The organism is Kitasatospora sp. NPDC059577 (genome assembly GCF_042735475.1).
Lineage (GTDB): Bacteria > Actinomycetota > Actinomycetes > Streptomycetales > Streptomycetaceae > Kitasatospora.
On record NZ_JBHWBZ010000010.1, the window covers coordinates 60,941 to 79,615 of the forward strand.

22 protein-coding genes and 1 pseudogene are annotated in these 18,675 nt (G+C 69.2%); 11 read left to right on the forward strand and 12 right to left on the reverse strand.

Annotated features, from left to right (window positions below; translation table 11 throughout):
• Nucleotide 1 precedes the first annotated feature (1 nt).
• Both ACFV0O_RS11740 and ACFV0O_RS11745 read right to left on the reverse strand, forming a co-directional pair.
• Nucleotides 2-685: a response regulator gene (locus ACFV0O_RS11740; RefSeq protein ID WP_380339666.1), complete on the reverse strand. Its 684-nt coding sequence runs from the start codon at nt 683-685 to the stop codon at nt 2-4.
• A complete protein-coding gene (locus ACFV0O_RS11745; protein ID WP_380339669.1) occupies nt 682-1,899 on the reverse strand; it encodes a sensor histidine kinase in 1,218 nt (405 codons plus the stop codon). The genes ACFV0O_RS11740 and ACFV0O_RS11745 overlap by 4 nt, the downstream gene beginning before the upstream one ends.
• A 143-nt stretch (nt 1,900-2,042) precedes the next feature.
• Between ACFV0O_RS11745 and ACFV0O_RS11750 the strand changes: the two genes are divergently transcribed.
• The 3 genes from ACFV0O_RS11750 to ACFV0O_RS11760 all read left to right on the forward strand — a co-directional run bounded on the left by ACFV0O_RS11750 (nt 2,043) and on the right by ACFV0O_RS11760 (nt 5,899).
• Nucleotides 2,043-2,771, forward strand: coding sequence for an ABC transporter ATP-binding protein (locus ACFV0O_RS11750; protein ID WP_380339672.1), 729 nt, complete (start codon nt 2,043-2,045; stop codon nt 2,769-2,771).
• Between the two features lie 145 nt (nt 2,772-2,916).
• The gene (locus ACFV0O_RS11755; protein WP_380339675.1) at nt 2,917-5,253 is read left to right on the forward strand and encodes an ABC transporter permease; all 2,337 of its coding nucleotides are present in this window, start codon (nt 2,917-2,919) and stop codon (nt 5,251-5,253) included.
• 382 nt (nt 5,254-5,635) lie between these two features.
• Nucleotides 5,636-5,899, forward strand: coding sequence for a hypothetical protein (locus ACFV0O_RS11760; RefSeq protein WP_380339677.1), 264 nt, complete (start codon nt 5,636-5,638; stop codon nt 5,897-5,899).
• Between the two features lie 7 nt (nt 5,900-5,906).
• On the opposite strand, the gene ACFV0O_RS11765 is transcribed toward ACFV0O_RS11760, so the two are convergent.
• Both ACFV0O_RS11765 and ACFV0O_RS11770 read right to left on the reverse strand, forming a co-directional pair.
• Entirely contained in the window at nt 5,907-6,269 is a 363-nt protein-coding gene (locus ACFV0O_RS11765; RefSeq protein WP_380339680.1) for a hypothetical protein, read from the reverse strand.
• Between the two features lie 150 nt (nt 6,270-6,419).
• Nucleotides 6,420-6,623: a hypothetical protein gene (locus ACFV0O_RS11770; RefSeq protein ID WP_380339683.1), complete on the reverse strand. Its 204-nt coding sequence runs from the start codon at nt 6,621-6,623 to the stop codon at nt 6,420-6,422.
• Nucleotides 6,624-6,731: 108 nt separating this feature from the next.
• Between ACFV0O_RS11770 and ACFV0O_RS11775 the strand changes: the two genes are divergently transcribed.
• On the forward strand, nt 6,732-7,304 hold the full coding sequence (locus ACFV0O_RS11775; RefSeq protein ID WP_380339911.1) for a tyrosine-type recombinase/integrase: 573 nt from the start codon (nt 6,732-6,734) through the stop codon (nt 7,302-7,304).
• A gap of 57 nt (nt 7,305-7,361) precedes the next feature.
• A complete protein-coding gene (locus tag ACFV0O_RS11780) occupies nt 7,362-7,988 on the forward strand; it encodes a DUF6000 family protein (RefSeq protein ID WP_380339686.1) in 627 nt (208 codons plus the stop codon).
• Between the two features lie 339 nt (nt 7,989-8,327).
• On the opposite strand, the pseudogene ACFV0O_RS11785 reads toward ACFV0O_RS11780, so the two are convergent.
• Nucleotides 8,328-8,435, reverse strand: a pseudogene (locus ACFV0O_RS11785) (hypothetical protein); the annotation flags it as partial.
• Between the two features lie 134 nt (nt 8,436-8,569).
• On the opposite strand from ACFV0O_RS11785, the gene ACFV0O_RS11790 reads away from it, so the two are divergent.
• Together ACFV0O_RS11790 and ACFV0O_RS11795 are read left to right on the forward strand one after the other, a co-directional pair.
• On the forward strand, nt 8,570-8,959 hold the full coding sequence (locus ACFV0O_RS11790; RefSeq protein ID WP_380339688.1) for a class I SAM-dependent methyltransferase: 390 nt from the start codon (nt 8,570-8,572) through the stop codon (nt 8,957-8,959).
• Between the two features lie 529 nt (nt 8,960-9,488).
• Nucleotides 9,489-9,686: a hypothetical protein gene (locus ACFV0O_RS11795; protein WP_380339691.1), complete on the forward strand. Its 198-nt coding sequence runs from the start codon at nt 9,489-9,491 to the stop codon at nt 9,684-9,686.
• Nucleotides 9,687-9,700: 14 nt separating this feature from the next.
• On the opposite strand, the gene ACFV0O_RS11800 is transcribed toward ACFV0O_RS11795, so the two are convergent.
• From ACFV0O_RS11800 to ACFV0O_RS11815, 4 genes are all read right to left on the reverse strand, one after another.
• Entirely contained in the window at nt 9,701-10,093 is a 393-nt protein-coding gene (locus ACFV0O_RS11800) for a hypothetical protein (RefSeq protein WP_380339694.1), read from the reverse strand.
• Nucleotides 10,094-10,398: 305 nt separating this feature from the next.
• Nucleotides 10,399-10,896: a hypothetical protein gene (locus ACFV0O_RS11805; protein WP_380339697.1), complete on the reverse strand. Its 498-nt coding sequence runs from the start codon at nt 10,894-10,896 to the stop codon at nt 10,399-10,401.
• Nucleotides 10,893-11,129, reverse strand: coding sequence for a hypothetical protein (locus ACFV0O_RS11810; RefSeq protein ID WP_380339699.1), 237 nt, complete (start codon nt 11,127-11,129; stop codon nt 10,893-10,895). Before ACFV0O_RS11810 ends, ACFV0O_RS11805 begins: the two co-directional genes overlap by 4 nt.
• 263 nt (nt 11,130-11,392) lie before the next feature.
• Nucleotides 11,393-11,836 carry a hypothetical protein gene (locus ACFV0O_RS11815; protein WP_380339702.1) on the reverse strand — a complete coding sequence of 148 codons (444 nt, stop codon included), beginning with the start codon at nt 11,834-11,836 and terminating at the stop codon, nt 11,393-11,395.
• 55 nt (nt 11,837-11,891) lie between these two features.
• Between ACFV0O_RS11815 and ACFV0O_RS11820 the strand changes: the two genes are divergently transcribed.
• Together ACFV0O_RS11820 and ACFV0O_RS11825 are read left to right on the forward strand one after the other, a co-directional pair.
• Nucleotides 11,892-12,440 carry a hypothetical protein gene (locus ACFV0O_RS11820; protein WP_380339705.1) on the forward strand — a complete coding sequence of 183 codons (549 nt, stop codon included), beginning with the start codon at nt 11,892-11,894 and terminating at the stop codon, nt 12,438-12,440.
• A gap of 469 nt (nt 12,441-12,909) precedes the next feature.
• Nucleotides 12,910-13,407, forward strand: coding sequence for a hypothetical protein (locus ACFV0O_RS11825; RefSeq protein ID WP_380339708.1), 498 nt, complete (start codon nt 12,910-12,912; stop codon nt 13,405-13,407).
• Between the two features lie 71 nt (nt 13,408-13,478).
• Here the strand turns inward: ACFV0O_RS11825 and ACFV0O_RS11830 are convergent, their stop codons facing one another.
• Nucleotides 13,479-14,003, reverse strand: a complete 525-nt coding sequence (locus ACFV0O_RS11830) for an AAA family ATPase (RefSeq protein ID WP_380339711.1) — start codon at nt 14,001-14,003, stop codon at nt 13,479-13,481.
• Nucleotides 14,004-15,102: 1,099 nt separating this feature from the next.
• Here ACFV0O_RS11830 and ACFV0O_RS11835 point away from each other — a divergent pair.
• Complete coding sequence (locus ACFV0O_RS11835; RefSeq protein ID WP_380339714.1) at nt 15,103-15,582, forward strand: hypothetical protein; 480 nt, start codon at nt 15,103-15,105, stop codon at nt 15,580-15,582.
• Here the strand turns inward: ACFV0O_RS11835 and ACFV0O_RS11840 are convergent.
• Nucleotides 15,570-16,055, reverse strand: coding sequence for a transposase (locus tag ACFV0O_RS11840; protein WP_380339716.1), 486 nt, complete (start codon nt 16,053-16,055; stop codon nt 15,570-15,572). The genes ACFV0O_RS11835 and ACFV0O_RS11840 overlap by 13 nt on opposite strands.
• Nucleotides 16,056-16,412: 357 nt before the next feature.
• The gene (locus ACFV0O_RS11845) at nt 16,413-17,216 is read right to left on the reverse strand and encodes a DUF3472 domain-containing protein (protein ID WP_380339719.1); all 804 of its coding nucleotides are present in this window, start codon (nt 17,214-17,216) and stop codon (nt 16,413-16,415) included.
• Nucleotides 17,217-17,616: 400 nt separating this feature from the next.
• On the opposite strand from ACFV0O_RS11845, the gene ACFV0O_RS11850 reads away from it, so the two are divergent.
• Nucleotides 17,617-18,348, forward strand: a complete 732-nt coding sequence (locus ACFV0O_RS11850; RefSeq protein WP_380339722.1) for a hypothetical protein — start codon at nt 17,617-17,619, stop codon at nt 18,346-18,348.
• Nucleotides 18,349-18,675: the final 327 nt, after the last annotated feature.

Sequence of the window (18,675 nt, forward strand, 5' to 3'; positions counted from 1 at the left end):
CCTACCGTCTACGCGGCACGAGTCCGGTTTCGAAGGCGATGATCGCCAGGTGGACGCGGTCCCGGGCTTCGAGTTTGGCGAACAGACGCGCGACATGGGTCTTCGCGGTCGCCGCGCTGATCACCAGCCGCTCGGCTATCTCGGTGTTCGACAGTCCCTGTCCGACCAGTGCCAGCACCTCGCGTTCCCGGTCGGTGATCCCCGCGATGGGACTGGAGTCTGCGGCGGGCTCGGCGTCCGGTTCGGGGGCCGCGGGGCCGGACGTTCCGGCGAAGTCCGCGATCAGCCGTCGGGTCACGCTCGGCGCGATCAGCGCGTCGCCGGCCGCTACCACGCGGATTGCTTCCAGGATCGCGTCCAGGGCCATGCTCTTGAGCAGGAATCCGCTGGCCCCGGCGCGCAGTGCGCCGTAGACGTACTCGTCGTGGTCGAAGGTCGTCAGCACCAGGACCTTGGGCGGGTCCGGCTCGGCGGTCGCCTGTCGGGTCGCCTCGATCCCGTCCACGTCCGGCATCTGGATGTCCATCACCACGACGTCCGGCCGCAGTTCACGCACCAGGCGCACCGCCTCGCGGCCGTCGCCGGCCTGGCCGACGACCTCCAGGTCGTCGGTGGCGCCGATCAGGATCCCGAGTCCGACCAGCATCAGTGGCTGGTCGTCGACCAGCAGCACTCGCACGCTCATGCCGGGAGCCTCGCAGCCACCCGGAATCCGCCCTCCGGACGCCGGCCGGCGCTGAACTGGCCGGACAGCAAGGTCACCCGCTCGCGCATGCCGAGCAGGCCGAAGCCGCTCCCGCCGGCCGCCGCCGTGTTCCTCGGACGGCCCGGCCCGCCGCGACCGTCGTCCCCGTCGTCCACCACCTCGATCGTCACCCCTTCCGGCTCGTAACCGACCGCGACCCGGCACGTCCGTGCCCTGGAATGCCGTACCACGTTCGTCACCGACTCCTGGATGATCCGGAACGCCGACAGTTCGATCTCCGGCGGCAGTGGACGCCGCTCGCCCCGCCAGGTCACGTGGACCCGCACCCCGGCGCCGGCCGTGCGTTCGGCGAGCTGCGGGACGTCGGCCAGGCTGCCGGCCGGCGCCAGCGGTGCGGCCTGCGGCATGGCGTCGTCCGGCTCGGCGCGGCGGAGCGCCCCGAGCATGCGCTGCAGTTCCAGTAGCGTCTCCCGGCTGGTGGTCTCGATGCCGGTCAGCGCCTGCCGCGTCTGCTCGGGCTTGGTCTCCACGACCCGCGCCGCCGCTCCCGACAGCACCGTGATGATCCCGATGCTGTGCGCGACGCTGTCGTGCAGCTCGCGGGCGATCCGTAGCCGCTCGGCCATGACGGCGCGGGCCTCGGTCTGCTCGTGCAGGGCTTCGAGGTATTCACGGCGTTTGCGGTACACCACGCCGAAGACCCATGCGACCGCGAACACGAACGCGAACTGCCCGGCGCCCCGGGCCGCGTCGCCGACGGATTCCCCGTGGGGGACGAGGGTGCGCTCGGCGAACCCGGTCGCGACGGCCGCGACGGAGCCGACGGCGGCAGCCACCGGCCGCCGGGCGGCGAGGTGCCCGGCCAGGACCGGGAGCAGGAGGAGCACGATCCAGGGCCGCACGCCAATGAGGTCGCCGAGGGCTGCTTCTTCGACCAGGACCGCCGCGAAGACCGCCGCGGGCAGCCGACGCACCAGCAGGATCGGAAGGGCGAGCACGAAACAGAGACCGATCATCTGGTCGGGCCCGACGTCGGGGAACCGCAACGGGCCCTTGTAGTACCGGACCTGACCGAACGGCATCGTCCAGAAGAGCATCAGCGCGTAGAAGCCAGCGGCGGCCAGCACCACGGCCCGTGTCGTCAGCCAGGTCACGGGTTGCGATGTCGAGAAACGCTGGAGCAGCTCTTCCATAGGGAGATCGTATGGATCGGCGTCGGCTCCGCGCGTCGTCCCGGGGGTGTACGCGGGGTACGCCGCCGGGCCGATGGCCTGGGGGAGAGGTGACATCCGCCGGCCGACGCGGTGGATCGTGGTCCGTTCCTAGGTTCATGGCCATGACGAATGAGCCGATGATCGATCTCCAAGACGCGACAAAGAAATACGATGACGGCCCGCCCGCGCTGGCCGGGGTGACCTTGTCCGTGGCGGCTGGTGAGTGCGTGGCGATCCTCGGCCATTCCGGCAGTGGCAAGTCCACGCTGCTGAACCTGATCGCGGGTCTGGACAAGCCGTCCAGTGGCACCGTGACCGTCGACGGCACCCGCGTCGACCAGCTCGGCGAGGCCGGTTCGGCGAAGTACCGCCGGGCTTCCATCGGCATGATCTTCCAGTTCTTCAACCTGCTGGACGACCTGACCGTGTTGGACAACGTCATGGTTCCGGCGCAGCTGGCCGGGATGGGCAAGGGCGAAGCGAAGCGGCGGGCCGTCGAGTTGCTCGACTCGCTGGGCATCGACCGGCATGTCAAGGCCTATCCGCAGCGGCTGTCCGGCGGGGAACGGCAGCGGGTGGCGGTGGCCAGGGCCCTGATGAACAAGCCGGCGCTGCTGCTGGCCGATGAGCCGACCGGCGCTCTGGACTCGCACTCGGCCGAGGACGTGCGCGAGCTGCTGCTGGACCTGAACAGCGAGGGCCAGACCATCCTGCTGGTCACCCACGACGTGCAGCTGGCCGCGAACACCGCGAGCCGCACGATCGAGCTGGTGGACGGCGCCGTGGCCCGGGACGTGGTCAACACGGTCAGCGGCGCCACCTCCAACAGCTCGGTGGGAGCGGTCCGATGACGCGGCTCCCAGCGCTGCCGTCCCAGCGCCTGTACGCGGTTTCCTTGCGGGCCGCAGCCCGTCTGCTGCCGGCGGCGAGCCGATGAGCGCCCTGGGCAAGGTCGTGCGCTCCGGCGTCGGACGGCGTCGTGTGCAGTCCCTCGTGATGGCTCTGACGACGTTCGCGGCCGTCACCTCCTCGGTGCTCTCGCTCGGTCTGCTGGCCGCCGTGCAGGCTCCGTTCGAGCACGCCTTCAAGGCCCGGAACGGCGCGCACCTGTCGGTCCAGTTCGACGGCTCGAAGGCCACTGCCGCGCAGGCCGCCGCCACCGCGCACGCCGCCGGCGTCACCGAGGCGTCCGGGCCGTACCCGGTCACCGCCGTCCTGAACACGACCTTCGGCACGGACTGCACCTGGAACATCGCCCCGGGCATGCCGCTCGCCGGTCGCGCCAACGAGCCGGTCATCGCCGTCACCCGACCCGACCTGGCCGGCAGGTCCGGTCTGGACCAGCTGGCCCTGGCCCAGGGCAGGTGGCCGACCAGCGCGAACGAGATCGTCCTGTTCTCATGGGATCATCACTGCGCAGGCGGTTCCGTGGTGTTCGACTCGCTGCCGGGCAAGCCCTCGTTCAAGGTCGTCGGCCAGGTGAACTCGCTGACCAACACCGCGACCGGCTTCCTCACCGCCGACGGCTTCGCGCGGCTGACCGCCGCCGGCGCCAAGACCGACCAGCAGATGCTCTACCGGTTCGCCAAATCCGGGACCGAAGCCGACCTCGCCACGGACAAGCAGGCGATCACCGCCGCCGCGCCGGCCGGATCGGTCGAGAGCGGACAGTCCTACCTGGCCGTGGAGAAGCAGGCCGTCGGCAGCGCAAAGTCCTTCGTGCCGTTCCTGGTCGTCTTCGGCATCCTCGGCCTGTTCCTGTCGGTGCTGATCATCGCGATCGTGGTCAGCGGCGCGGTGGTCTCGGGAATCCGGCGCATCGGGATCCTGAAGTCGCTCGGCTTCACCCCCTGGCAGGTGGCCCGCGCCTACGCCGCACAAGCCCTGATCCCGGCGACGATCGGCGTGGTGGGCGGCACGCTGGTCGGCAACCTGCTGGCCGTGCCGGTCCTGGGCGAAGCCAGCAAGGATCTCGGTGCCGCCGACGCCGGCCTGCCTGTGTGGGTCAGCCTCGTCGTGCCGATCGGCACCTTGGTCATCGTGGGTGTCACCGCGCTCATCCCGGCACTTCGGGCCGGCCGAATGCCGGCGGTGCAGACCCTGGTCGTCGGTCGCGCCCCGAAGGCCAAGCGTGGCCAAGGCGCGCAGCGCCTGGCGAGCCGGCTGCCGCTGCCCCGGCCGATGTCGTTGGGACTGGCCCAACCGTTCGCCAAACCGGCCCGGGCTGCGCTGGTCGGCGCCGCGGTGCTGTTCGGCGTGGTGAGCGTTACCTTCGCGATGGGGCTGGAGACCGCGTTCACCAAGTACACGGACACGGACACCACCGGCTTCAACGCCGCGTCGATGCTCGTGGTGCCCGCCGGTACGCCCGACGGTTTCCACTCCCCCGGCGGCCCTGCCAGCCCCCACTTGGACTCCACCGGGGTGGCCGCCGCGCTCGCCTCGATCCCGGGCACGAAGGCCGCGTTCGGCTGGGGCAACAGCGGCGCGACCGTGATCGGCGCGCCGACGGGGGACTATACGGTGGTGGACACCACCACCGGCGACCTGTCCTGGACCAACCTGGGGCTGCTCAACGGCCGCTGGTACCAGAACCCCGGCGAAGCCGTGATCAACGATTCCCTGGCCTCGGCGGCCGGGATGCACGTCGGCGACACCGTCACCGTGACGCAGGACGACAAGCGACTGCCGCTGCGGATCGTCGGCATCGACTTCGATGCCAGCAGCAACGGGGTCGTGATGACCGATTCGGCCACGTTCACCGCCGCCGGCCTGACGCCGTACATCACCCGGTTCAACGTCAAGCTGGCCGACAACGTCAGCGGCCCGGACTGGTCCGCCTCTGCCGCCCCCGCGCTGACCCCGCTGCACGCCGAAGCCACCCCGAACATCACGTACGACAACGAGACGGTGCTCATCATGAGCGCCCTGGTGGCCACCCTCACACTGATGATGATCGCGGTCGCCGCGCTCGGCGTGCTGAACACCGTGGTGCAGGACACCCGGGAACGGATCCACGACCTGGGGATCTTCAAGGCCCTCGGGATGACACCCAAGCAGACCATCGCGATGGTGCTGACCTCGGTGAGCCTCACCGGCCTGGTCGCCGGGCTGATCGGGGTCCCGATCGGGATGGCGGTGGAGAAGATGACGCTCAGTCAGATGGGGAGCGCGATCGGCAGGAACCTGCCGCCGAGCGTGACCCACGTCTACACCGCCGGGCTACTGCTCCCGCTGCTGGCCGGCGGGATCGCGATCGCCCTGCTCGGGGCACTGCTGCCGGCCGGCTGGGCGGCGCGCTCCCGGACCGCCACCGCGCTGCGGACCGAGTAGAATCGGTCGCTCGTCGCACCGAGGACCTACCATCTTGACGCTGCCGGTCAGGGGGACGGCATGGCTGGGATGGTAGGTGCTCGTGCTCGTGTGGGTTCGGGAAGCGGCTCCGGGGAAACGGGCCGGTCGAAAGGCCGGAACCGCGCCGGGCCGACTTCACCCTTCGTCACCGACGGTCATCATCGCCGGACGCGCCTCGCAAGTTGACGCTCGGAAAGGCTCGCAGACGACAAGTAGACACCCCTGGTCGCCGACGATGGACCCGCAAACCATCCGTTGAAGTCACATCATGGGCGAACTGGGAGGGAATGGATCGCGGCCCCGGGGTGCTGTAGCAAGGTTGCGGCGTCGGGCCGCACGGGACCGGAGGGGGACGAAGGCGATGGCGGCAAGCAGAGGCCGGGACATGGCGGCGCTGGAGCGCAAGATCCGCAACGCGGGCCGGGCGTGGACGATGGGCGACGTCACGGTGATCGCCGAAGGCCAGTGGGCCGTGCGCGCCGCGAGCCGGACCGAGCGGGAGCAGGACAAGGCGGTCGAGGCGCGGCTGGCGGACGGGCAGCGGGTGGAGCTGACCGTGGAGGAGCTGGCGCGCGTGGTCGGCGCCACCGACCCTGGCGCCCACCACGGCCCGGAGACGAACTGACCTCCGGCTAGGGCCTGTTCGCCACGCGCTGTGCCGCCGCAGCCGGGCCCGGTGGGGCGGGCTGGCCAGCGGGCAACCCGAGCGGGCGGTACGCCTGCGAGGTACGGCTCGTGGCGGCCCGTACGCGCGAGGCGTCGGGGCCGCCCTCGGCCTTGAGCGTGAGTTCGCGGGCGTCGACGACGTAGCGGATCATCTGGAGGGCTGCGCTGTTGCTCTCCGCGTGGGCGGTGCGCAGGGCGCTCGCCGAGGCGGTGATCCGGTCGAGGTCGTAGAAGGCGGGGACGTGGCCGGGCCGGGTGAGGGCGTGCAGTCGCTCCTGGTGCACGGCAATGGAGTTGGAGACGACGACGAGGTGGGACCGGTGGTGCATGGCCGAGCGCAGCATCGGGTCCCCGACGGAGACGGGGTGCGGCCTTCTCCAGCTCGGCGATCGGCCGTCCCCAGGCTTCCTCGATCATCGCGTCCGCGTGGTCGACGGCGGTGAGGTCGGGCACGGCGTCCTCCAAGGGGTTCGGGGGCGTCAGCGGGCGGGGCCGGCGAGGGCGACCCGCGGGGGCGCCGGTGGCTGGGTCGAGGTGGTGTAGGCGAGCGCGGCGGCGGGGGCGCGGGTCACGGCGGTGGAGCGGGCGGTGGCCGCCTGTACGCGTGCGACCTCCAGGGGACTTGGGGCGACGGGGGTCGCGGTGGCGCCGGCGGGCAGGTGCTCCAGCTCGATGCGTCGCATGTGACGGTGGACCGGGGTCGGGGACCTCGGACGCCCCGTGCGCTACCTGTTCTTGCGTAACGGCGGTCTGGCGGGTCCCGACTACCTGTTCGCCAACCACTGCGCGAGATCTGCCAGGCGCTCGGCATCCTGAACAGCGTCGGCAAGCCCGCGATCCACCCCCATCGCTTCCGGCGCACCCTGGGCACCCAACTCGCGGAGAGAGGCGCCCGCGTGCAGACCATCATGAAGGTCCTCGGCCACAAGAGCCCAGGTATGTCGATGACCTACACCCACATCTCCGACCCCACGGTCCTGGCCGACTACCAAGCCGTTCTGACACCCGGCGCGGCTATCGCCGGCCCGCTCGCCGATACCCTGCGCTCCGGACAGCTCGACCAGGACGCCCTGGACTGGCTCAAGACCAACTTCTACAAGACCGAACTCGAACTCGGCCGTTGCCTTCGCCTGCCCCAGGAGGGCCCCTGCGAGTGCGACCTCTGTCTCAGCTGCGCGAAGTTCGTCACCACACCCCAGTACGCGCCACGCCTGCGTGAACGGCTCTGCACCGAGCGGCAACTGATCACCGACGCAAGGGACCGCGGCTGGGAGCGGGAGATCGAGCGCCACCAGCGCATCGCCGACCGCATCACCAGCCTCCTCGACGACCTCGGCGAACCGCACGACGAGCCCGCCGAGTGAACGGTGCAGCCGAGAAACGCACTGGTCAGGGAGCTTTACGCAGGGCAGGATACGGCCATGCGCTACGTCTACGAGGACCCCGAGCTGCAAGCTCTTGTCCACCGCTACGTCACGCCCGACCGGCGCTACCTCAAACTCGGCGGCAGCCTCGGTCGCATGACCTGGCCTGAACGCACCAAGTTCGCACGGGCGCTCGGCGAGGCTGCCGCCGACATCACCCCACGTGAGCTGACCATCCTGCTTGAGGGCGGGTGGCGCGAGCGCAAGACCGCAGCCTGGCTCATCGCCGTCGCCCGCAGAACCGAGTTCCGCGAACGCCTCGGCGAACTGCTGCTTGCCAGCGAGGTCTGCTTCGCAGGATCGGCCTACTCCGTCGCCCTCGCCACCTTCGGCACCTCTGCCGACGCAGACCTGTTGGCTGCCTACCTCGATCGCTACCTGCGACGCCCCGACCTCTACTACGACCAGACAGCCGCCATCGGCGCACTCCTGCACCTCGACTCCAAGCTCGGTGCCAATCGAGCAGACCGGTTCCTGGCCCCAGACGGCCTCTGGCACCGGTGGATTGACGGACCGCCTCGCAAGGAGCACCACCGCGCGCCGGACAGCTACCGGGAGAGCATCAGCCAGTTCTGCGTCTTCGCTGATGAGAGCACCGAGCACTGCACGGCAAAGCACCGATGAGGCCGTCCTCGGAAGGGTGACACCTGAACGAAGGAACCCACCGCCGCACAACTCGACTCTGTCCAGATAAGCGAGGAAGACCCTGGCCCGGTGGTGGGGTGCGCCGACGTCGGCTGCGCGAAGCACGATCCACTTCGCGTCGTACCGGAGCTGGGTCAGGGGGCTGAGTACGGCGCCAAGTGCCCTCAGGTCAGGCTGAGTTGGGTCGTCTCCCAGACACCACGGGCAGCGTTCCACGTCGCCGGCGGAGGCGGCGACGGCGGGGGAGGCGACGGCGGGGGAGGTGAGCAGTCCTCGTACATTCTCGACCACCAGGAGGTGCGGGCGCAGGGCCTCGACCGCGCGGGCCACGTGCAGCCAGAGACCGGATCGGGTCTCGGGGTTGAGCCCGGCACGGCGGCCGGCGACCGAGACGTCTTTGACACGGGAAGCCCGCTTCCGTGTCAAGTCCGAGCGTGTTGTGCTGGTAGCTTCGCAAGGGCTGGGACCAGCAGATGGGAACCGCCTCCTGTGCCGTGGTGCTACTGGATTGAGGCGGACTGCGCTGTTGGCGAGGAGTCGGGGTGCGGCATGGTCCGGCCATGCCCTCCGATCACAACGACCACTACCATCGACTCCTTCTGCGCCAGGTCCCGTCCGGCTACCACACCGTGTCGGACGGCGGCTGCGGGACTGGCCGGTTCGCTCGGCGGCTCGCAGGCCTGGGATTCGAGGTCGATGCGGTTGACCGGTCCGAGGAAGCGGTCGTGGCAGCCCGGGCGTCGTCCGCGACTGCCGCAAGTGAGCGACAGTCCCAGTTCCGCCATGCGGACATCGGCCAGGTCGAGTTGCCGAAGGGGCACTACGACGTCATCTCCTGCCTGGCGAGCAGCCATCACATGCCGTTCGGCACGGTCCGAGCTCTGCGGGATGCTCTGGCCCCGGCGGCTCCTCGTCATCCTGGGCTGCTATCCGGAGAGGACACGGACTGACTGGGCATGGTGCCTGACTGCCGTGCCGGTCAGCGCAGTTGCTCGACTCATACCTGGAGGCCTGGCTAGACCTGCGCGACCCGACCGACTGGCCCGCCGCCTCCTGCCCGGCTACGCCTGGGTGTTCGGGATGGGCGACGGCACCGCCAACGTCGGCCTCGGCGTGCTCGACACCGTCGCCGTCGTCCGCGGACGGACTGGCGGGACCTGCTCCGCCGCTCGTGTGCCGGCCTGCCGCCCGAGTACGGCTACACCCCCGAGGGCGTCACCGAACCCGTCCGGGATCCGCCCTCAATGGGCCTCAACCGCCAACCACACTACGCCGACGGCCTGTTGCTGGTCGGCGACTCGGGCGACTCGGGCGGCCCGGTCAGCCCGGCCAACGGCGAGGGCATCGCCTACGCGATGGAGTTCGGCCGGTACGCCGCCGAGACGATCGTCCTGGCACTGGCCCGGCGCGCCGATCGCGGCCGCGGACTCGCCCTGCGCGCCTACCCGCAGGCGCTCCGCTCGGCCTACGACGGCTACTTTGTGCTCGGCCGGCTCGCCGCCGACGTACTCGGCCCGCCCCGGACTGATCGGCGCCGCAGGGGCGGCCGGCCTCGGCCACCCGGCTCTGCTGAAGCTGGCGTTCCGGTTGATAGTCAACCTGACCGAGCCCAACTCCAGGGACGCCCTCGACCGGCTGTTGCACGTGATCGGCAAGATCGCGCTCAGCAACCGGTGATGACGATCGGCCCTTCAGACCGTGAACCACTCCTTGCCCTCGGCGGAGCTGTACGCCAGGACGATGACGCCCGCGATCGCGATGCCGGCCAGCGAGATGATCGAGCCGGAGAAGAGGAGCTGGATCACGCCGGCGACGATCATGAGCCACTCGATCACCAGCACGGTCCTCCGGGTCCACCGGGCCCCACTCGGCGCCAGGGCCGCGCAGGTGCCGAGCAGGACGCCGATCAGGATCGAGAGGAAGGCGATGAACGTCACCTGGGCGACACCCTCACCGTGCTGGCCGTGAATCAGTGCGAGTAGGAAGATCCCAGCGGCGCCGTTGAGGACGGCGTGCAGCCAGACCCCCGCTACCACCCACTTGAGTGATGTCGGAATCCGCTCGTCCGCCAACTGGTTCGTCATCGGTGACCACCCCCGGATCGTCGGTGCGGCCGGGGCCGGTGGCCGGGCCGTAGGGGAGAGGATCCGGGTGGCCGGGTCTGCCGTCAATGGCCACGTCCGCCTCCCTTTCTCCGGTTGGCCGAAAGCTTTCGACACTCCGATGGGCAGGTGATGTTGACGGGGGATCAGGTAGCCCCCTTTGTCCAGTGGCAGCCCGGATGCGGAGGGTGATGTATTGCCCTCCGGCTGGGCCCTCACGCTGATACGACGTCAACGATGCCCCTCGAGGAGATCCGACAGGAGGCCGCTGTTCTCCTGCCGGGGCTTCAGTCTCCGCAACTTCTCTTCTGACGGTATCCGCTTGCCTTCCGCAACCCTGTAGGGCGAGGTGGTAACTGGCCTCGGCTCACTCCCTGTTGTGGAACGGCAGCACGGACACCCTCAGGATGGGACTGCTCATGGAGTCGATGGTTCTCCACCTCCAGGACATGGATGACCCGGGCGTACTGGGTGACGGTCTCTTTCAGCCGGTTCTGCTCGGTCCGGGCCTGTTTGAGTTTCTCCTTCAGCTCGTTGTTCTCCCGGTGCAGGTCATCCGCGATCTCGGGCCGGGAGTCCTGGGCTTTGACCAGCGCGTAGAACAGGTCCTTGAGACCGGTGTGTTTGTGCGCGAGCTTGTTGCGCCGCAGTCCGCCCTCGTCGGCGAGGAACTTCACTGTCAGCTGGCCGTCGGACCGTAGCGGGACACCGACCAGGAGGCGGACCATGGCCTCGGTGATCGCCTGGATCTCGGCGGCGTCGGTGTCGTGTGAGGGCGTCGTCACGCGTCCAGCCTCCGCTCCAGCATTCGGCCGATCAGGTCCTTCTCGTGCGCGGTGAGTTCGGCCAGCAGTGCCGGCCGGGCCGCCTCGGTGGTACGGGCGTGCAGCAGGTCCGTGACTCGGGCCAGGTGCCCGGCCCAGTCGATGGCCCAGGCGGCCGGGGAGATGGTGGACGCGAGCGCGGTCAGGGCCTGGTGGAGGTAGATGATCCGCGGCAGGGCACCGACTTCGAGCACAGCCCGTTCACTCCCGACGCAGGCCGCCACCGCCGTGTCCAGCCGCCCGGACATCACATCCGTTGCCGTCTCGGCCGGCGGTTCCCGAAACACGCGCCACCGACTCGGCGTCCACCTCGCCCGCACCGGCAGCGTCCACCGTCTCGTGTCCTGACACGGCGGCTGGATGGACGTGCCGTTCACCGCGTTCAGTCATCCGATCAAGCGGGGCAGATTTGTTCGCGGTCCGGAGGTCAGGTAGGTGCTGTCCGCCGAGGAGCAGTTCATATCCTTGGCCAGTTGCAGGCGGCTCGACTGTTGACCCGGCCCATGTGCACCGGGATGCCCCGGTCGACTGCCTGTCGGGCGACGCTCCAGGCACTCGGGTCGAGCTTCCATTCAGTACTCCCGCCGATGAAGAGCACGTCGGTTCGGGCCCAGGGGATGAGGCCGACGGCCTCGGAACCGTCCTGGGTCACGAAAGCGGCCGGCACGCCCAGGCTCCTGATCCGGGGCAGCCAAGGCAGGGACATCGTCAGGGTGGCGCCGGCGTCCATGGGCTCGTCGGGAGCTGCCGCGTAGGGGCACCGGTCCGGGCTGTAGCGGTTGATCGTGGTGGTGAGCCAGGTCCACCACCGGTCTTCGCCCGGCCAGCCTGACCCGGCGTGCGACAGCTGGTGCGCCCGCTTGAGATACGGGTCGCACCGATTGTCGCCAAGTCTTGACACTGCGTCACGAGCCGAGAACCCTGGTGCTGTACTCCAGGGACGTGAGGGACACGGAATGCCATGGGTTGACGAGAGCGGGAGCCACCAGGGTTTCCCGGCAGCGGTGTTGGCGGACGGCAGCGAGCCGGCGCCGTTGCCGGACGGGCGCACCACCTGGTGGCTCTACAACGGTGCGGATGGTCCTCGGGCCACTGCGGTGCGCGGCGGTTGCAGCTGCGGCTGGCGGGGTGAGCGGGTGCACCTGTTGGACTTCGGAGACGACGAGGCGACCGAGGCGGTGGGTGAGGCCACCGGGCCGTTCGCGGACTGGGAGTGGCACGTCGACCTGGCCGAGGGTGTGGTGCCGCGCGAGGTCGAGGAGCTGGTCGCGGCGCTGGTGGACCGGATCTGCGACCTGACGGAGAGTCGGCCGTACGCCGCCGCCCGTGCGGCCGCCCGGTTCGAACGTGCCGCCGGTTCGACCGCACTGCTGGCCGGCCGCAAGGCCCGCAGCAGCATGATGACGTGGGAGTACGTCGGTCGCGCCTTCGGCTGCGGGCCGGAGGAGGCGCTGGAGCGGTTTGGCGAGACGTTGGACGATGTCGACCGGGGTGATGAGGCGTAGGGCGTCGGTCTTCACGCGTTGGGCAGGCGAGATCGGCGGCGTCCCCGGGCCAACTCTTCCGGGGGCGCCTCTGTTTGAGCCACGCAAGGTGAGCAGCTGCCTGTAGAAGCAGCTCGCCTTCGCCAAGCGGCGGCGACCAGCGCAGCGGCCGAGCGGGTCTGCGAGATCCTGGAGGACTTCACCATCCTGTTCCACGGTCGGCAGCCGACCGACCTTGAGGAACTGCGGCCGATTCATATCGCGCTGGGCGAGGCTCACCTGAGCTTCGTCAATGCGGCCCGGTACTCCCTCGCCCCGTCCCAGCGGCGCCTGGACCGATCACTGGGCGGCCCCTCGCCCTGGCGGGGCGTCGAATCCTTCTACACCCGACCTGACAGAAGCCTCGACTGAGCCTTGGCCGGACGTCCAACTGAAAGGCAGGAATATCATGAATCTCCCCTGGGGGACCCTCATATCCACCGCCAGCGGAGTGGCCGCGACCATCCTGGGCATCCTCGTGGGCACCCTGGCCGGGCGCCGCAATGAATCCAGGCAGTGGATACGCGATCGGAAGATCGCGGCGTACGAGCGTCTTCTCCAGAGCTTCGGCGCGGTCGAGATCGGCATGCGCCACGCGTACTGGGAGCGGCGCGAACCGGAGGGGATCGACTGGGAGGAGTGGAACGCCGCCCTGGTGTCGGTCAGCCTGGTAGCCGATACCGAGGTGGGGGTGGCTGCGGAGCAACTCGGCTCAGTCATCGGAGAGTTCAGCACCTTCCCGTTCGGGGAGCCGAAGGACATGGCGATGCTTCGTCAAATTCATACGAAACTCGACGTCGCACAACGGGAGTTCGTCAACGCCGCCAGGCGATCGATCCACGCGTCAGACACGAAGCAAGTCCCCTGGCGTTTGGGTGGTCCGCCACCCTGGGGTGAGCTTGAGGAGATCCATCAGCGAGACAACGACATCGGTCGCGTCATCCCCTGAGGCACATTGGGTTCGGAGCGTCACGGGACACGCACGAAGGGCTCTTGCCGCACCATGTCGGGCCAAAGCAGTCACGCGAACGACGGCCACCGGTAGGCGGCCCACTCCCGCCAGTCCGCCCAGCCGGGGGGCGGGCCGGCGACCTCGCCGCCTCCCAACTCCGCCGCGTCGGGCTCCTTGAAGTGCGCCCGCCCATCCAGGATGTCGGCCTCGGTCATCGGGAACGTCTCCTCGGGGGTGGTCGCCCAGCGATGGGCGATCCGGGCGCGCTGGGTCGCGTCGTCCACCGGCAGGTAGAGCATGCGAAAGGACGCGCCCTCGGCCTCCGCCAGCCACCGGATCGCGGACCGTTCGTCACGGGACCAACAGCCGTAGTCCACCACAACGTTGGTGCCCAGCCTGACCGCCTCCAAGGCGAGCCAGAGCATTCGCCCCTCCAACACGTCGCGCTTCCCGTCCGCCTCCGCCTCACCGAACAGGGGAATCATCCAGTCGTCGGGCGTCAGGCGCAGCGCGCCGTGCTCCTCGGCGAGCTGCCGAGCCCTCGTGGTCTTTCCGGCCCCCGGCAGGCCGACCATCAGGAACAACGTGGTCACACCCAGATCGTGGCAGGGAGGCCGGGCGGACGACCACCGCTTTTATCCACCTGATCCCGGTCAGCTCGCCCCGCCCACGACCCGAACAACGGCTCAACGTGAGGCGTCACGTGATCCGCCGTACAGAAACCAGGCCCACCTCCAGATCGGTCATCCACGCCCCCTCGCTCGACCAGACAGAGGGACCAATCAGAAAATGGACTTACCTGTTCCAGTTCGGTTCGCCTGCTTCACCGAGGTGCCGCGTGCGGACGGACACAGGAGATACAGCCCCTTGGCGACTATTTGGCTCGGGGTCAGCGAAGTTGGAGAATCCGTACGGTTGGGTCCACCAGTGCGGCGGGCGCGGTGGCGGAGAAGGCCACAAAGGCGGCGCGGAGTAGTTCGTTGTGGCGCCCGGCCTGACGGTCATGCGGGCGCACTCGTCGGGCGGCGCTCTGACGTTTGCGGTTGGACATGTCGGCCCTTCTGAGAGTGGGGTTGGCCATCCCCACGCCGAGATCGCGCCAGGATCAGGTCGGCGAGCGGAATAGCCCTTGGCACCTCTTCACCATCCCGATCCGGCTTGCCCTTTGTCGCGCCCAGGCGAGCCGATCTCGGTGTACGTTCCAGGGCGTGACGGCACCTGACGACGACGTGGTCGCCGGCACCACGGAAGACCTTGTCGCTGACGCTCTCGTCCTCGGGCCGGAGCGGGCAAGCGCCCGCATGGTCAAGGACTGGGTCGAGAACGGTCTGCTTGCCCACCCAGCTTTTGTAAGACCACCCAGCGCGGGAGTGACCTCAGTCTCTTCACGCCGGATCAGCGGATGCTTCTCCGGAAGATCACGGAGGGCAAGCTTCGTTCGCCGCTTGCCCGCGTTCCGCATCACACTGTCGTGCCGGTGATTATCAGCACTCGTATACAGGCAGCACTTCCGACGCATCAGCCCCTGGAGTGCCGACGGAAGTGTCGGCCAAGAGGTCCAGAAATCAGGATCAACTCGCGCCTTCATGGGTGGAACACCCAGTGAGACCGCGGTTGAGATCCCATTCAGGGCGGACGGACGATGGCAATCGTTGCCTCCTGTTGTCCCAGGTAGCGCCTATGGTTCCGCCCATGAGCGTTCCCGAGGTCATCCCCATCAGGCACGAGCCTGATTACCGCACGAGCACGATCGGGCGGTGGCAGGGCGGCCAGTTCTTCGCCTCGGTCACTGCGGCCTTCCCCGAGGGCTGGAGCGGCGACGACTGGCAGTCCCGGAAGCGTTGGTGCGCAGTGCTCCATCGGTTCGACGCGGCCGGCCAACACCTGGACTCGCGCATCCAGTTCACCGGCACCACGGCGGACGGCGAAGAGAAGGCGATCGACGCGGCCCGGCTGCTGCTCGCCGAGTGGCTGGACGCTCTTCCGGAGCGGCAGTACCAGGACATCACGATCGGGCCCTTCGAGGTCCGGTTCGGGGGAGCCCTGTTCGGTCTGGTCGTGGAGGAAGACGTGGACGAGGAGGATGAGGAGGAGGACGACGGTGTGTGGGCCGAGTTCTATCCCGACGGCCTGGGCTTCAACGCGCCCTGGAACGGTTGCTACGACACCTGAGCCGAGCCGGCGAGGAGCCGCGGGCCGCTCCGGGCGGCTGCTCGGCCCCGGGCCAGCCGGCGCGCCATTACGCCGATCATCGCCCAGCGGACCATCGTCTCTCCGAGGATCTGGGCGGTCCAGTCGACCAAGCGGCCGGCGAAGCCCTGGTCCGCCCGGATCTTCTGAACACTCGGGTGGTCGAGCCGGGTCCGCAGCAGCGGGCGGCGGGCACCGTCCCGGTCCTGGACGTTGGCCGCGACGACATCCACGGCCAGGAGCAGGCCGAGGGTGTCGGTGACGATGAACCGCTTGCGGCCCTTGACCTTTTGCCCGCGTCGAAGCCCCTGGTTGCGGCCAGGACGGTGTCGGCGGTGCGGACGGACTGGGAGTCGATCAGCCCTGCGGTCGGTTCGGCATTCCTGCCGTCGGCCGTCCGGACCTTGCCGCGCAGGGCATCGTGGATGCGCTCGACGGTGCCGTCGTCGTGCCATCAGGTGAAATCCAGTACGCAGTCGGCCAGGGCGGGAAGTCCTTCGGCAGCTGCCGCCAGGCGCATCCGGGGCCGCATCGCCCCTGCACACCAGCGGGGAGCCGAGAACCAGGAAGCCCAGGTCCCGGTCGGCGGGCGCGGGACGGCTGCTGGGGGAGGCGGCGCCGGAAACCCGGGAGCGGCGGGGAGGTTCGGGGCAGGCGCGGGTGCGGTCGGCGAGATCGACTGGGACGTCTCGGTCGACTCGACGTCCGTGCGCGCGTACCTGTGCAGGGCATGGTGGTCGGCCGGCTTGCCGGGGGCGGGTGACCGGGTCCAGTGCTCCCGGGGGCGGGCAGTCCGCCCCCGGGCCCTGCCGTCACGGTCCTCCGAGAGTCACCTTGGCGGCCTTCGTCCAGCCCAGGTCGACCACGGCCACGTTGCCACCGGTGCAGCCGGCCCGGGTCGAGGAGGCGAACGTCGATCCGTACTGGTAGCTGCCTCCTCCTTGTGAGTTCGCGGCAGGCTGGGTGAAGTAGGCGACCGACTGGGGCACGCTGTTGCAGGGGACGGCGGTGCCGAAGTACTCGCTGAAGTTGGAGGGGACACCGAGCTGGTTCTGAGCGATCGGGACCCGCAAGCTGCCGATGGGCGTGTCGACCCCGGTCTTCAGGTTCTCGACCCACGCCCCCCACCACTGGCCACCCGCGTCCGCGTTCAGTCGCCACACCCGGTACCGGTAGGCGACCTGCGGGTCGATCGGGTAGGCGATGCGGCAGCTGAGCCCGGTTCCCTCGCCGGCGAACGAACCGCAGTTCCCGCTCTGGCCGTTGGCGTTCCACAGCGAGAAGATCGCCATCTCGCCGGTCGTGTGGTCGAAACGCTGCCCGTCCGTCTGCAGGCCCGTGTAGCCGCCGTGGCCGGGCGTGGCCGTGAAGTCCCAGAGCAGGGCCCAGTAGGAGTGGTTGGCCTTCTGCGTGATCTGAACCTGCTGGTCGATGTTCCAGAATCCCCGTGCACCGTTGAAGTTCCAGAACGCGTACTCGTTGGCGTTCTGGTGCTGAGCGGCCTGCGCCGGCACGGTGTTCAGCGCCAGCGCGGTGCAGACGGCGGCAGCCAGCCCCAGGAGCCGGCGGCCTCGGAAGCCCGGTCGCCTCGTCGTCTTCGCTCCACGCCTGATCATCGTCCCCCCTGATGTGGATCGGACATGTTTCGGACTTCCGGACTTCCGGACTTCCGGACTTCCGGACTACCGGACGGCCGGAAGCTTGGATGCCCAACGCTAGACGCGTGGATCGGATGAGAGCAGGGCGCGAGAGGAGCCCCGATCTCTTCGCTGCTGCGCTCCTGCAAGCCCCCTGCGCAGCGGTACGGCCTGGGCTCGGAGGGCGATCCCTTCCATGTCTGTGGATCGTCAACTCGGCCTGATTTCATGCTGGTTGAGTTGGCAGGGACATTTTGGATCGATTTGAGTCACATTCACCTTCTGGTGATGTTGCTGCTTTTGTCGATCCTGCGCCGCCCGCAGACTGGGCACCTCGCGAATCTCGCGGAGATCGCCGGAGCGGAAGGGGACTGCTGCCATGCCCGAGCAGAGCGACGACAAGAACCGTGAGGCCGAGCAGAACCGCAACAACGGCTCCGACTCCGGCTCCGACTCCGACGCCACCGACTCCGGCTCCGACTCCGCCGACGACTTCTGGCGCCGTTCCATCGCACCGCAGCTCAGGAAGACGTGGGTGCAGGCCGGCGTCGGACTGGTGGTGATCGCTGCCGCAGGATTCGGGGCCTACCAAAGGTACAGCCTCCACGATGGGTCGGATCGCGGCTCGGGATCGACAGCAGCACCGACCCCGAGCGGCCCCCCGACGGCGGCTCCGCCTGTCACGATCGCGAGCACGACGGGGCCGACGCACTGCGGGGACAGCGAACAGGGGGTCCGGCTGCCGCAGAGCGCGGTGACGGAGCTGTGGTCCGCCGTGATCAAGGCGGAGGTCAGGTGCGTTCTGAGGGAGGGCGACCACCTGCTGTGGGAGTCGCGACTCGACGGGGTGCACACGGCTGGCACGGCCCCGCACTCCAACTACTACTTCAAGGGAGACATCCTCATGATCAATCCCCTGGAGTTCCAGCTCTCCGATGCGGACATGGGCTCCACCCGCACCCTGCAGGCTGTCGTGGTGAACACCGAGACGTTCGACGCGATCAACCGAAAGATGGCCGAGCACGGCCTGGTGCTCGACTCGGAGATGAAGAACCTGCCAGGCCCCGTACGTCCGGCGTCGAACCCGATGGCGATCACCCGATCCGGCTGACCCGGCCCCGCCCGGCACGGCGTTCTCATCAAGCCCCGAGTTGTCCTCCGAGGCGCCAGTCGGCGGCGCCCCGTCCCGGGCCGGTTCCGGTCTTGGGGCAGGGCGGGTTGGGTGCACTTCTCGCGGCGTTCGTCGGACCCCCGCGGTGCTCGTCGGACCTGGGACACCATGCGGGTCCTTCGATGGTGTCGAGCGGAAGCCGATCGGCTGGAGTGCCTGACGGACGTGGCGGGGGGGGGGGGGGCGCGCGCGCGGGGGGCCCCCCCCCACACCGCCCCCCACACGGCTAGAGGTGTGGGTGTGGGGGGGGCGGGGCAGCGGCCCCGC

Excerpts from the sequence above, each read along its gene's own strand:
- ACFV0O_RS11835 (WP_380339714.1), top strand. The coding sequence starts at position 15,103 with ATGAGCGTTCCCGAGGTCATCCCCATCAGGCACGAGCCTGATTACCGC.
- ACFV0O_RS11765 (WP_380339680.1), bottom strand. The coding sequence starts at position 6,269 with ATGCACCACCGGTCCCACCTCGTCGTCGTCTCCAACTCCATTGCCGTG.
- ACFV0O_RS11770 (WP_380339683.1), bottom strand. The coding sequence starts at position 6,623 with ATGCGACGCATCGAGCTGGAGCACCTGCCCGCCGGCGCCACCGCGACC.
- ACFV0O_RS11840 (WP_380339716.1), bottom strand. The coding sequence starts at position 16,055 with ATGGCACGACGACGGCACCGTCGAGCGCATCCACGATGCCCTGCGCGG.
- ACFV0O_RS11820 (WP_380339705.1), top strand. The coding sequence starts at position 11,892 with ATGCCATGGGTTGACGAGAGCGGGAGCCACCAGGGTTTCCCGGCAGCG.
- ACFV0O_RS11845 (WP_380339719.1), bottom strand. The coding sequence starts at position 17,216 with ATGATCAGGCGTGGAGCGAAGACGACGAGGCGACCGGGCTTCCGAGGC.
- ACFV0O_RS11760 (WP_380339677.1), top strand. The coding sequence starts at position 5,636 with ATGGCGGCAAGCAGAGGCCGGGACATGGCGGCGCTGGAGCGCAAGATC.
- ACFV0O_RS11755 (WP_380339675.1), top strand. The coding sequence starts at position 2,917 with ATGGCTCTGACGACGTTCGCGGCCGTCACCTCCTCGGTGCTCTCGCTC.
- ACFV0O_RS11850 (WP_380339722.1), top strand. The coding sequence starts at position 17,617 with ATGCCCGAGCAGAGCGACGACAAGAACCGTGAGGCCGAGCAGAACCGC.
- ACFV0O_RS11790 (WP_380339688.1), top strand. The coding sequence starts at position 8,570 with ATGCCCTCCGATCACAACGACCACTACCATCGACTCCTTCTGCGCCAG.
- ACFV0O_RS11745 (WP_380339669.1), bottom strand. The coding sequence starts at position 1,899 with ATGGAAGAGCTGCTCCAGCGTTTCTCGACATCGCAACCCGTGACCTGG.
- ACFV0O_RS11740 (WP_380339666.1), bottom strand. The coding sequence starts at position 685 with ATGAGCGTGCGAGTGCTGCTGGTCGACGACCAGCCACTGATGCTGGTC.
- ACFV0O_RS11800 (WP_380339694.1), bottom strand. The coding sequence starts at position 10,093 with ATGACGAACCAGTTGGCGGACGAGCGGATTCCGACATCACTCAAGTGG.
- ACFV0O_RS11750 (WP_380339672.1), top strand. The coding sequence starts at position 2,043 with ATGACGAATGAGCCGATGATCGATCTCCAAGACGCGACAAAGAAATAC.
- ACFV0O_RS11780 (WP_380339686.1), top strand. The coding sequence starts at position 7,362 with ATGCGCTACGTCTACGAGGACCCCGAGCTGCAAGCTCTTGTCCACCGC.